8 protein-coding genes are annotated in these 12289 nt (G+C 72.2%); 4 read left to right on the top strand and 4 right to left on the bottom strand.

The window, feature by feature from the left end:
• The first annotated feature begins 190 nt into the window (after positions 1 to 190).
• Positions 191 to 547 carry a peptidase inhibitor family I36 protein gene (locus KYY02_RS29805; RefSeq protein WP_371243388.1) on the top strand — a complete coding sequence of 119 codons (357 nt, stop codon included), beginning with the start codon at positions 191 to 193 and terminating at the stop codon, positions 545 to 547.
• Between the two features lie 207 nt (positions 548 to 754).
• Here the strand turns inward: KYY02_RS29805 and KYY02_RS29800 are convergent, their stop codons facing one another.
• Positions 755 to 3955, bottom strand: a complete 3201-nt coding sequence (locus tag KYY02_RS29800; protein ID WP_371243386.1) for an AfsR/SARP family transcriptional regulator — start codon at positions 3953 to 3955, stop codon at positions 755 to 757.
• Between the two features lie 516 nt (positions 3956 to 4471).
• Between KYY02_RS29800 and KYY02_RS29795 the strand changes: the two genes are divergently transcribed.
• Positions 4472 to 5620 (top strand): serine hydrolase domain-containing protein, encoded by a 1149-nt coding sequence (locus KYY02_RS29795; protein WP_371243384.1) that lies wholly within the window; start codon positions 4472 to 4474, stop codon positions 5618 to 5620.
• Positions 5621 to 5996: 376 nt separating this feature from the next.
• On the opposite strand, the gene KYY02_RS29790 is transcribed toward KYY02_RS29795, so the two are convergent.
• A complete protein-coding gene (locus tag KYY02_RS29790) occupies positions 5997 to 6848 on the bottom strand; it encodes a helix-turn-helix domain-containing protein (protein WP_371243382.1) in 852 nt (283 codons plus the stop codon).
• Complete coding sequence (locus tag KYY02_RS29785; RefSeq protein WP_371243380.1) at positions 6845 to 7651, bottom strand: peptidoglycan-binding protein; 807 nt, start codon at positions 7649 to 7651, stop codon at positions 6845 to 6847. The genes KYY02_RS29790 and KYY02_RS29785 overlap by 4 nt, the downstream gene beginning before the upstream one ends.
• A 310-nt stretch (positions 7652 to 7961) precedes the next feature.
• Here KYY02_RS29785 and KYY02_RS29780 point away from each other — a divergent pair, with 310 nt between their 5' ends.
• On the top strand, positions 7962 to 8408 hold the full coding sequence (locus tag KYY02_RS29780) for a peptidoglycan-binding domain-containing protein (protein WP_371243378.1): 447 nt from the start codon (positions 7962 to 7964) through the stop codon (positions 8406 to 8408).
• A gap of 84 nt (positions 8409 to 8492) precedes the next feature.
• On the opposite strand, the gene argS is transcribed toward KYY02_RS29780, so the two are convergent.
• Positions 8493 to 10241 carry an arginine--tRNA ligase gene (gene argS / locus KYY02_RS29775; RefSeq protein WP_371243376.1) on the bottom strand — a complete coding sequence of 583 codons (1749 nt, stop codon included), beginning with the start codon at positions 10239 to 10241 and terminating at the stop codon, positions 8493 to 8495.
• A gap of 214 nt (positions 10242 to 10455) precedes the next feature.
• On the opposite strand from argS, the gene lysS reads away from it, so the two are divergent.
• Positions 10456 to 12195, top strand: a complete 1740-nt coding sequence (gene lysS / locus KYY02_RS29770; protein ID WP_371243374.1) for a lysine--tRNA ligase — start codon at positions 10456 to 10458, stop codon at positions 12193 to 12195.
• Positions 12196 to 12289 lie beyond the last annotated feature (94 nt).

Genomic DNA, 12289 nt, shown 5'->3' with positions numbered 1-12289 from the left:
CGCAAGGTCGCAGGGCCGCAAGGTGAACCAGCGCGTCGTTTTGGGAGTTCACAGGAGAGGGGCGCACGTCCGGGGATCACGGCGCGTGGTCCTCGCGACGGATTCTCCGCCGGGCCTTCCGAGGAAGCGCTCCCGCACCCACAACGTCCCGGAGTTCCCTCCGGTCGTCGAATCATGAAGAGGAACATCTGTGATCGGTTCACGCTTTCGCCGCGTCCTGCTGTCCGGAGCAGTGCTGGCCGGTGCCCTGGTGGCGCTCAACGCCCCGGCGGCGCAGGCCCATTACAACCAGTGCCCCTCCGGGCACTTCTGCGTCTGGCAGCACAGCAGCTACGAAGGCCGCTTCTTCTCGAGCGACCGTGACACACCCAACGTCGGCGGCTACATGAACGACCGCACCACCTCGGTCTGGAACCGGACCGACCGCACCGTCTGCATGTACCGGCATGAGAACTACGGTTATCCCATGGGGTGTTACGGGCCCGGTGGTTCAGTCGCGGCTCTGCCGATCCACAACGACGAACTGACCAGCTTCCGGTTCGGGTGATCCGGCGTGCCGGGGCGGAGGCCGACGTCCGACCACGGACGTAGTGCACCGCCCGGGCGCGGTCGAGCAGGATCGGGGCGGCAGGGCGACCGCGGCGGGCAGACCGTCGCCCCGGCTCGCCTCTCCTGCGCTTCCCCGCCGCCGGGTCCACCAGGCCGTGCGGCGGCACGAGGCCCGGCCGCCCTCGGTCCGGACCGTACCCCGGTCCTACCCCTGCATCGAGGGGTGGAGCCCGCGCGCGGCATCACCCGGAGCCGGGATCCGATGGCTGCCGACGGCCCTCTCCGGTGCGGTGGGCGCGGTGGGCGCGGAGCCCGCTTCGGCGTCCAGGGCGGCGAGCCGGTCCCGGACCTGCTGGGCGCTGTGGGGGAGCGCCTGCCGTTCGGCGCCGGCGAGCGCACGCACCCAGTGCGCTCGGGCGGCCTCCCGGTCGCCCATGGCCAGGAGGGTGTCGCCCAGGCGCATCAGTGCGCCGACGGCGTTCCTGTGGTCGCCCAGTTCCTCGAACGCCTCCTGCGCCCGCCGGTAGCCGGCCATCGACTCCTCGTACCGGCCGAGCTGACGGAGGGAGTAGCCCAGGACGTCCCAGCACTGAGCCTGCTGCCAGTGCGCCGCCAGGCGCCGGCACAGGGCGCCGGCCTCCTCACCGTACGCGAGGCTCTTCTCGAGCTGTCCCAGATTGGCGTACAGCCAGGCGAGTTCGATGAGGCATTCGGCCAGCCACAGCTCGTCCCCCGTCGCCCGGGACAGCGCCAGTCCTCGCTCGGAGGCCGCCACGGCCTCCTGGATCCGGCCGAACATGTACAGCGCACACGCCTTGCAGTAGTGGGCGCGGGCCTGTTCGTCCACCGCGCCGAGTTCCTCGAAGAGCGCGGTGGCCTGTTGCAGGTGGTGCAGGGCCTGTTCCCGGTGGCCCAGGTAGCCGTGGATGCTGCCGAGGTCGCGCAGGCAGCGGCCCTCCTCCAGGCGGTCGCCGCGGCGCCGGGCCACCTCCAGGGCGGGGGCCAGTGCGGAGACGGCCTCCGGCCAGAACTCCCTGCGGTACAGGTACTCCTTCAGTGACCAGGCCAGTCCGGTGATGTGGTGGTCCAGCCTCTGGCTGACGGCGGTGTGCAGCAGGCCGCTCAGCACCCGGTGCTCGGCGGCGAACCACCGGTTCGCCTGTTCCGCGGTGGTGAGGTCCTCCGGGGTGACGCCCGGGCTCGGTGAACCGAGGTCGAGTTCGGGCAGCGAGTCCTGTTTGAGCAGCCGGTTGGCTTCACGGGCCGTGAACATGTAGTGGTCCAGGACCCGGAGGGTGGCGCGGTGGCGTTCGTCGGCGTCATGGGCGCGGGTGAGTTCGGTGGCGTAGCCACGCAGCAGGTCGTGGAGGGCGAACCGGCCGGGCAGAGGCTGTTCGACGAGGCAGGAGCGGGTCAGCCCGGCGAGTACGCGGCGGGCTTGGGGGAGGGGGAGCCCGGCGAGGCCGGCGGCGGCGGGGACGGTGATGTCGGGTCCGGGGTGGAGGGCGAGGAGGCGGAAGAGGCGGGCGGCGGGCTCGTCCAGGGACCGGTAGGACCAGGAGAACACCGCCCGGACGTCGGTGGTGGTGTCGAAGCCGGTGAAGGCGTCCAGGCCGCCGTGGGAGTGCCGCAGGTCGTCGGCGATGGTGTGCAGGGGGAAGGCGGGTTCGAGTTCGGCGCGGGCGGCCACCACGGCCAGTGCCAGGGGCAGCCGTCCGCACAACCGGATGATGTCGGCCGCGGCCGTGGGCTCGGCCGCCAGGCGCTCCGCCCCCAGCCGTCGTTCGAGCGTCTGCTGGGCCTCGGCCTGTGAGGGCAGCGCAAGGGCGAGGGGGCGGGCTCCGTCGGCCGCGATCAGACCCGGGAGCTGGTTGCGGCTGGTGACCAGGGTGAGGCAGCCGGTGCCCGCGGGCAGCAGGGGGCGGACCTGCTGTTCGTCGCGGGCGTTGTCCAGGACGAGGAGGACCCGTCGGTCGGCCAGGAGGCTGCGGAACAGTGTGCTGCGGCCGGCGGTGTCCTCGGGGATGCGCTGGGCGGGGACGCCGAGAGCGGTGAGGAAGCCGTGCAGGGCGTCGCCGGGCTCCACGGCGGGCGCGTGCGGGTGGAACCCGCACAGATTGACGAAGAGCTGTCCGTCGGGGAAGGAGGGGGCGAGGTGGTGGGCGTGGTGGACGGCGAAGGTGGTCTTGCCGACACCGGGGGCGCCGCTGATGACGACGAGGGGGACACCGGCCGGTCCCGGCCGTCCGGGCGCACCGCTCGCGGCGGACAGCCATGCGCTCTCAGCCGTCCGTCCGGCGAACACCGGCAGGTCACCGGGAAGCTGCATCGGACGCGCCGAGGGCGGCGGCTGGCTTCCCCCGCCGTTTCCGGCCGGGCAGTCGCCCGCACCGGACGGGTCCGCCGGACCGGGGGATGCCCCGGCGGCCGTGCCGGACGGCGCCGCATCGGCGGCCGGTCCGCAGGACGTGGCACCGTGGGCCGCGGCGGCGGGCCGCGCGCCGGGGGACGCGGTTTCGCCCTGCCCCTCCTGTGCCCCGGGTCCTGCCGGCCGGCTCGGAGCACGGCTGCCCGCGGCGCCGGCCGCCGGACCCGCGGCCCTCGCCGTCCCCGGCAGGGGCAGCGGCGGCAGGTCGTGGCGGAGGATGCCGTCGTGCAGGGCACGCAGCGGAGGGCCGGGTTCGAGGCCGAGTTCGTCGGCGAGGTGCCGGCGCAGGTCCGTGTAGCGCCGCAGCGCCTCGGGGTGGCGGCCGGCCAGGTACAGGGCGCGCAACAGCAGGGCCCAGCCGGTCTCCCGCAGGGGGTGGCGCGACGTCAGTTCCTGTGCGCTGTCGACGGCTTCGGTGATCCGCCCGTCCAGGAGGAGAGCGGTGGCGCGGATCTCCCGGACGCTCTGTCGCAGCTCCTCCAGGCGCGCGGCCTCGTGGGCGGCGAACAGGTGGTGCGCGGCGTCGGCCAGCGCGGCGCCGCGCCACATGTCCAGGGCCCGTTCGGTTTCCTCCACGGCGCGGCCGGGCCGGCCCTGGTCCAGCAACTGGCGGGCCCGGGCGACGGCCCGTCCGAAGCGCACGGTGTCCCGGTTCTCGGGCGGGACGCGCAGGGCGTAGCCGGCGGGTTCGGTGACCAGCACCTCGAACGGCCGCCGCCCCCGCAGATGCGAGGGTTCCAGGACCGCGCGGACCTTGCTGACGTGGGCGTGCAGGGAGGCAGCCGCCCCGCCCGGCGCCCCTCCCGGCCGCTGGGGCCACAGCTCCTCGCACAGCGTCTCGGGAGCGACCGCGCAGCCGTCCGAGAGCAACAGCCGGATCAGCAGCAGGCGTTGCTTGCGCCGTCCCGGATCCAGCACCGTGCCCGCCCGCCGCACCACCAGCGGGCCAAGTAGCCCGAACTCGAGCTCATGTCTCACAACCGCCACCGTTTCCACTCGGCACCCCGCTCAACGATGACACCATCCGGGCCCGCACATGACCCATGGGCACGTGAGCGACCCGCCCCGGCCGCGGGAGCGCTCGTGCCGTTCCCGCGGCGGCCGGGAGAAGTCGTCCGCGACGGACCTCCCGCTGTTCACGGTGCCACCCGGTGTGGGCCCTGCCGGGGCCTGCGAGCGGGAGCGGGAGTGGTGCAAACGGCTGACCGGGGGGCCGATCAGCCGACGTCCTTTCGGGCTTCCCGTGCCGACCGGATCGGGAAGGAGGCGTGTGGCACGTGCCCTCCTCCGGTCGGAGTCCGACGCGAGCGGGCCGGACCACCTGGGTGATCACTGCGGGCGGAGGGCGGACCACGCACAGGAGGGTCTTCCGCGAAGCCGCCCCTCGAACCGCTCCGGGGCGTGAACCGAGGGGCCGGTCATCCCGTTCAGTGATCGGGCGGGCGTCGTCAGTAGTAGTCGTCGCCAGCAGTCGTCGTCAACAGAGGGAGAAGCATGGCCACCGTCGAAGGAACCAGTACCGCCCGGTTCGCACCGGTCCGAGCGGCACTGGCAGCGCACATCGAGTCCGGCGAGGAGCTGGGGGCGTCGATCGCCGTCGACGTCGACGGCGTCATGGAAGTCGACGTATGGGGTGGGCACGCCGACGAGGCACGAACCGTCCCGTGGCAGCGGGACACACTGGTCGGCCTGTGGTCGGTCACCAAGACCCTCAGCAGTCTGGCGGCCCTAGTCCTCGTCGACCGGGGAGCGCTGGATCTCCGCCGTCCGGTCGCGGAGTACTGGCCCGAGTTCGCTGCCCGGGGCAAGCAGGACATAGAGGTGCGGCACGTCCTGGCACACACCTCGGGGCTCTCCGGTTGGCAGCAGCCCTTCACCATGGACGACCTGTGCGACTGGTCGACGGCGAGCACCCGACTGGCCGGGCAGGCGCCCTGGTGGAAGCCGGGCAGCGCCTCGGGTTACCACATGCAGACCCAGGGCCAGTTGGTGGGGGAGCTCGTCCGGCGGGTCAGCGGCCGTACCCTGACCGAGTTCGTCGACACCGAGATCGCGGGGCCGTCGGAAGCCGACGTCCAGATAGGCGCGCGGGAAGCCGACTGGTCGCGTATCGCCGGGCTGGTGCCGCCGTCGCAGGCCCTCGAAGTGCCCGCAGACCTCGATCCCGAGGCGGTCTTCACCAAGACGTTGCTGGGAAGTCCGGCCCGGGACGAGCACGTCGACACCCCGCAATGGCGCCGCGCGGAACTGGGCGCCGTCAACGGACACGGCAACGCACGAGGTGTGGCCCGTGCCCTCTCCGTGATCTCACGACACGGCGAGGTGAACGGCCTTCGGCTCCTCTCCCCGGACACCGTGGACAAGATCTTCGACGTACAGGCCGACGGAGTCGACCTGTTCCTGGGCGTCCCTGTGCGCTGGGGCGTCGGCTACGCGCTCGCGGACCGGAGGACCATGCCGCACATGCCCACCGGAAAGGTCTGCTTCTGGGTCGGCCGGGGCGGTTCGATCGTCATGATGGACCTCGATCGGCGCGTCACGCTCGCGTACACCATGAACCGGCTGGGCGCCGGACTCCTCGGCTCGGAACGCACCCACGACTACATCAGGCACGTCTACGAAGCTCTCGACGCCACGGACTGAAGCGCGCTCGCTCCGCCCGGAGACCCGCCCTGCCCGTACCGGGGTGGCGGGCGGTGGGAACCCGCGCGGACCGCGGACTCGGGGCAACTCTTCGTCGTACGAGGAGAGATGGGAGTACGCGCGTTCGATGATCACGCGACCGGTGTCACCCGGACCGGAAAGCGCAGGCGGCCGCGCGGCCGGCGTCAGCACAGCGCGCCCTTCGTCACCGGGGCTCCGGCCCGCCCGTTCCACCGGGACGCGCGGGCCGCCGCCGGGGCCTGCGCCGTGCCGACGCCGACGGGGAACCCGACCGGGCCGCGCTGAGGCTCCGCTTCGCCCCCGGACGGGATCGCGGAAGGCTGCGCAGGCCGGGGGAGGCGCTGCGCGCCCGGCGCTAGGCGGGCGGCCGGCCCGTCACGGCCGCGCCCACGCGGGCCCCGAAGCACTCCCGCTCGCCGTCGGCCGCCGCGGGCCGGAAGCAGGCCCGGACGGTGCTGCCGGGGCGGGCCGCGGTCATCCTGGTGTAGACGTAGGTCTTCGCGTCGAACCTGTCCACGGTGCGTACCTTCCAGGTCGGACCGCCGACCGTGACGTCCACCCGGTCACCGACCCGCGTCCCCCACATCCGGGCCCAACTCGCGCCGCACTCCTTGCTGTAGCGCAGTTCCACGTGGGCGCCGGTGGCCGTGCGGTACGTGGCGAGGTCGTCGGGGGCGGCGCCGCAGACCATGTGGACCGGGTCCCGGCCCTCGCAGGCGGCCCCGTGACAGCGGGGCGCGAGGGCGTACGAGGAGGAGGACAGCGGTTCGTCCTGAGCTGCGTCCCGGTGCGGCAGCAGGAGCAACGTCAGTGTCACCCCGCCGGCGACTACGGCGTACACCGACGTCAGCGTCATCATGAGCCTGCTCCAGCGGCCGTGTGACCGCCCGGCGTCCGGGCCGGTCCGTGGCTCGGCGGGGGCGGGGGCGGAGACGGGGGCCGCAGGGGCGGGAGCGAGAACCGCCGCGCGTCCGCTCCAGTCCGATTCGGCGATCTCCCACAGCGCCAGCAGCCGCCCGTCCGGTTCACCGGCGACCCGGCACAGGTCCTGGACCGCCTGCCGCGGGGGCATGGCCTTGCCGTTGAGGTAGCGCTCCCATGACGACTTGCTGTACGCCGTGCGTTTCGCCAGCGCCGCCAGACTCAGTCCCGTACGGGTCCTCAGCTCGCGCAGCGCCGCGGTCAGCCGGGTGTGGTCCGGGGTCACTTCGGCGCCGCCCTCCGCAGTGCCTGCCAGGTGTGCGGGCCGACGATGCCGTCCACGGCCAGCCCCTCCCGGTCCTGGAAACGCTCGACCGCGCGCTGGGTCAGCGGGCCGAAGATCCCGTCGACGTTTCCCGGCGAGACGCCCGCCCGGCGCAGCAGGCACTGGGTCTCGATCACCTCCGGCCCCGTGCCGCCGTACGCCACGATGGCGTCCCGGGTGCGGCTGTGGCCCGCGTACCAACGGTCGCCGGCCCGTTCCGGCCGGCAGGTGTGGAGGGCCGGCAGCACGGATGCCGGGGTGGGGGTCGAGGTGTCCGTCACCGCCGTGGCCGTACCGGTGCGGAGGGCTTCGGCGGCGGAGCGGGCTTCGGCCAGTCGCACGGACAGCAGGAGCACCGCGGTGACGGACAGCACCAGGGCCACCGCTCCCACCGTGAGCGCCACGCGCAGGGAACGCCCGTGCGGCCGCTGCTCCGAGAACCCGTCCTCCGGTGCAGCCGACCCGCTCGGTGAGGTGCCGGGGCCGGCTCTCCGTCCCTCCGCCCACCGCTCGGCGGCGATCTCGTGCAGCACCAGCAGCCGGGCCGGGTCGTCACCGCCGATGCGGGCCATCGCCTCGACGGCCTCCCGGGGCGGCAGGGACCTGCCGTTCAGATAGCGATCCCACGATCTCGCGCTGTAGCCGGTCTTCGTGGCCAGCTGCCGTGTGCTCAGCTCGCCGCGATCCTTCAGCTTGCGCAGGCGCACAATCAACTGGCGTGTCTGTGGATGGAGTTCGTCGAGCAGCTCTGTCCAACGAGCCATGTTCCCCCACTCGCGTTCGGGGTGATCGGTCCTGGGCTCCGTGTCCCGGCCTCATTCTGCGTCAGCTGTCACTGTGGCCACAGGACGGCGATTTCGGCCAAGGGCACCGAAACAGGCCGCCGCTCGCTGTGACCGTCCCGCCGTGCCGACTCCGCGGATCACGTCCCTGCAGGTCAGGGGGCGGGACGTCCCAAGAGGACGCCAGTTCCGCGTCGACGGTGGCCGGACAGTCCACCGACCCCGCAGTCTCGTCGTGGAGCCGGCCGGTGAGGTCGGTTCCGTCCATCGCACATCAATGGAGGAGAACAGCATGCGAGCTCTCACGAAGGCACTCGTCGGCGTCACGACCGCCGTCGGCATCGCGGCCGGCGGCCTGGCGACCGCGGGTACCGCCATGGCGGTACCCGCGACGGCCCAGGAGCGGGTGGTGAGCGCCGAGGCGGGGGTGCTCGCGGTGGAGAACCTGGGGCTGAACACGACCCGGGCCAAGAACTGGCAGTGCTGGCTGCGCGACACGGGTTACAACCCCGGCACGATCGACGGCCAGCTGGGCACCAACAGCTGGAAGGCGGCGCAGCGCAAGTTCAACGACCTGGGCTACAACGCCGGCACCGTCGACGGAGTCGTCGGCCCCAACACGATCAGGGCGCTGCAGCGCTACCTGAACCGGCACGGCGCCAGCCTCGCCGTCGACGGGGTCGCCGGATCGGCGACCAAGGCCGCGTTCTGGAACTTCGCCGGAACCGTCCGCTGCTGATCCGGCCCGCCGACCGCACACACGGCGGCCCGTCCTCTCCAACGGTGGAGGGGACGGGCCGCCGTCCGTGTGCCGGCGAACGCGTCAGAGCCGCTCGGGCGTCCGGATGCCCAGCAGGGCCATGCCCCGGTGCAGCGTGCGGGCCGTGAGGTCGCACAGGAACAGGCGGTTGGCCACCTGCTCCGGCGAATCGGCCTTCAGCACCGGGCACTTGTCGTAGAACGAGGTGTACAGCGACGCCAGCTGGTACAGGTATGCGGCCAGCTTGTGCGGGGCGTACTCCGCGGCCGCCTCGAAGACCGTGTCCCCGAAGGCGTCCAGGTGCAGGCCCAGCGCACGCTCCGCCTCGTGCAGCCCCAGCTCCGGGTGGGCCGCGGGGCGGACCTCGCCGGCCTTGCGGAGGATGGACCGGATACGGGCGTAGGCGTACTGGAGGTACACGCTGGTGTCGCCGTTGAGCGAGACCATCTGGTCCAGGTCGAACTTGTAGTCGCGGCTCGGCGACGTCGACAGGTCCGCGTACTTCACGGCCCCGATACCGACCTGCGCGGCCCGCTCCTGGATCTCGTCCTCGGTGAGGTCCCGCGCCTTCTCCCGTACGACCTCCGCGGCCCGCTGCACCGCCTCGTCCAGCAGGTCCTCGAGGCGTACGGTCTCGCCCTCACGCGTCTTGAAGGGCTTGCCGTCCGCGCCGAGCACCGTGCCGTAGCCCATGTTGTGCGCGGTGACGTCGTCGTTCAGCCAGCCGGCCCGGCGGGCCGTCTCGAAGACCATCCGGAAGTGGAGCGACTGGCGCACGTCGACGACGTACAGCAGCGTGGTGGCGTGCAGGTCGAGGACGCGGTTGCGGATCGCGGTCAGGTCGGAGGCCGCGTAGCCGAAGCCGCCGTCGGCCTTCTGCACGATCAGCGGGACCGGCTGGTCGTCCTTGCCGCGGATGTCGTCGAAGAACACCACGAGCGCGCCCTCGGAGCGCTCCGCGACACCCATCTCCTCCAGGAGGCGGGCGGTCTCGGGCATGCCCTCGTTGTACGCGGACTCGCCGACGATCTCCTCGTCGCGGATCTCCATGTCGAGCTTCTCGAAGACGGAGTAGAAGTAGACCTTCGACTCGTCCACGAACTGCTGCCACAGATCGAGCGTCTCCTTGTCGCCGGACTGGAGGGCGACGACCCGCCCCCGGGCCCGCTCCTTGAACTCCTCGTCCGCGTCGAAGAGCGCACGCGACGCCTTGTACACGCGGTTCAGGTTGCTCATGGCCTGCTCGCCGTCGACCTCGGCCGCGGGGGCCAGCTCGCCGGGGTGCTCGAACAGGTACTGGATGAGCATGCCGAACTGGGTGCCCCAGTCACCGATGTGGTGCCGGCCGATCGTCTTCTCGCCGGTGAAGTCGAGCATGGCGCGCAGGGCGTCGCCGATGACCGCGGACCGCAGGTGACCGACGTGCATCTCCTTCGCCACGTTCGGCTGGGCGTAGTCGACGACCGTGACGCCCGCGTTCTCCTTCAGCGGCACGCCGAGGCGCTCGCCGTCCGCGAGCCGCGCGGCGAGGTTCTCGGTGATCGCCCGGTCGGCGACGGTGATGTTGAGGAAGCCGGGGCCGGAGACCTCGACGTCCTTGATCAGGTCACCGGTCGTGATGCGCGAGACGACCTCGGTCGCCAGCTCCCGCGGGTTCGCCTTCGCCTTCTTGGCCAGCGCGAGGATGCCGTTGGCCTGGAAGTCCGCCCGGTCGCTACGTCGCAGCAGCGGGTCGGCCTCCGGCTGGGTGGCCGGGAGAGCGGACGTGAGCTGCCGGTTGACGAGATCGGTGAGCGATGTGACCGAGGCCATAGGAGTGGGTGCCCGTTCTCCTCGTGGGTTCAGATAGACACGGTCAGTATCCCATGGGGGGTGAAGCGATCTTCTCGGCCGCGGAGCCGCGACCGGCACGGCCCGCGCCCCCGGGCAGGCCGGTGGAAAGGCGTTTTCGTCGTTGCCGTCGTTGCTGGGAGAATGGAGCGGTCAGCCGTGCGACCGTACCGGCTGCCCGAGCAGAAAGAAGGACGTGCCGATCGTGGCTCAGAGCACCGAGACCACCGACTGGGTCTCCCGTTTCGCGGATGAGGTCATCGAGGAGTCGGAGCGTCGGGCCCCGGGCAAACCGGTCGTCGTCGCGTCCGGCCTCTCCCCCTCCGGCCCGATCCACCTGGGCAACCTCCGCGAGGTCATGACCCCGCACCTCGTCGCCGACGAGATCCGCCGCCGCGGCCACCGGGTGCGGCACCTGATCTCCTGGGACGACTACGACCGGTACCGCAAGGTCCCGGCCGGCGTCCCCGGGGTCGACGAGTCGTGGTCCGAGCACATCGGCAAGCCGCTGACCTCCGTCCCGGCGCCGAAGGGTTCCGCGCACCCGAACTGGGCCGAGCACTTCAAGGCCGCGATGACCGCGTCGCTGGCCGAGCTGGGCGTGGAGTTCGACGGGATCAGCCAGACCGAGCAGTACACCTCCGGTGTCTACCGCGAGCAGATCCTGCACGCGATGAGGCACCGCACCGACATCGACGCGATCCTCGCGCAGCACCGCACCAGGAAGGCCCCGGCGAAGAAGCAGCAGAAGCCGGCCGACGAGGCCGAGCTGGAGGCCGCCGAGGGCTCCGGCGCCGCCGCCGAGGACGACGGCAGCTCGGGGGCCGCCGGGTACTTCCCGTACAAGCCGTACTGCGGCAACTGCGAGAAGGACCTGACGACGGTCACCGCGTACGACGACGACTCCACCGAGCTGACCTACGCCTGCACGGCGTGCGGCTTCTCGGAGACCGTCCGGCTGAACGAGTTCGACCGCGGCAAGCTGGTCTGGAAGGTCGACTGGCCCATGCGCTGGGCGTACGAGGGCGTGATCTTCGAGCCGAGCGGGGTCGACCACTCCTCGCCCGGGTCGTCGTTCCAGGTCGGCGGGCAGATCGTCGGGATCTTCGGCGGCGAGCAGCCGATCGGGCCGATGTACGCGTTCGTCGGGATCAGCGGCATGGCGAAGATGTCCTCCTCGAAGGGCGGCGTGCCGACCCCGGCCGACGCGCTGCAGATCATGGAGCCGCAGCTGCTGCGCTGGCTGTACGCCCGGCGCAGGCCCAACCAGTCCTTCAAGATCGCCTTCGACCAGGAGATCCAGCGCCTCTACGACGAGTGGGACCGGCTCGACGCCAAGGTCGCCGACGGCTCCGCCCTGCCCGCCGACGCCGCCGCGCACTCCCGCGCGGTGCGCACGGCGAGCGGTGAACTGCCGAGGACGTCCAGGCCGCTGCCGTACCGCACGCTGGCCTCGGTGGCCGACATCACCGCCGGACACGAGGACCAGGCGCTGCGGATCCTCAGCGAGCTGGACCCGTCCGACCCGCTGGGCTCGCTGGACGAGGCCCGCCCCCGGTACGACAAGGCCGAGGCGTGGATCAACACCCACGTCCCCGCCGACCAGCGCACCATCGTCCGCGCCGAGCCCGACGCCGAGCTGCTGAAGTCGCTCGACGAGCGGGACCGGCAGTCGCTGCGGCTGCTGCTGGACGGGCTGGCCGACAACTGGTCGCTGGACGGCCTCACCCACCTCGTCTACGGCGTGCCCAAGGTCCAGGCGGGCTTCTCCGCCGACGCCACGCCCAAGGAGCTGCCGGCGGAGATCAAGACCGCCCAGCGGTCCTTCTTCGCGCTGCTGTACCACCTGCTGGTCGGGCGGGACACGGGCCCGCGGCTGCCCACGCTGCTGCTGGCGGTGGGACAGGAACGGGTGCGGTCACTGCTCGGGGAGTAGCCGGCGGTACGACGGCAGGGGGCGCCCGGTGCCGGCCGGGCGCCCCCTGCCGTGTGCGCGTGCGCGCTAAGGGGTCCTTTCAGAATGCCGGGTG

Origin of the sequence: Streptomyces pimonensis (genome assembly GCF_041380215.1) — a bacterium.
GTDB lineage: Bacteria > Actinomycetota > Actinomycetes > Streptomycetales > Streptomycetaceae > Streptomyces > Streptomyces pimonensis.
Note: the sequence above shows the minus strand (reverse complement) of the source record. Positions and strands in the feature narration are given on the sequence as shown.

Bases quoted from the DNA above. Each gene is read 5' to 3' on its own strand.
- argS (WP_371243376.1), bottom strand. From the start codon at position 10,241: ATGGCCTCGGTCACATCGCTCACCGATCTCGTCAACCGGCAGCTCACG.
- KYY02_RS29780 (WP_371243378.1), top strand. From the start codon at position 7,962: ATGCGAGCTCTCACGAAGGCACTCGTCGGCGTCACGACCGCCGTCGGC.
- KYY02_RS29785 (WP_371243380.1), bottom strand. From the start codon at position 7,651: ATGGCTCGTTGGACAGAGCTGCTCGACGAACTCCATCCACAGACACGC.
- KYY02_RS29795 (WP_371243384.1), top strand. From the start codon at position 4,472: ATGGCCACCGTCGAAGGAACCAGTACCGCCCGGTTCGCACCGGTCCGA.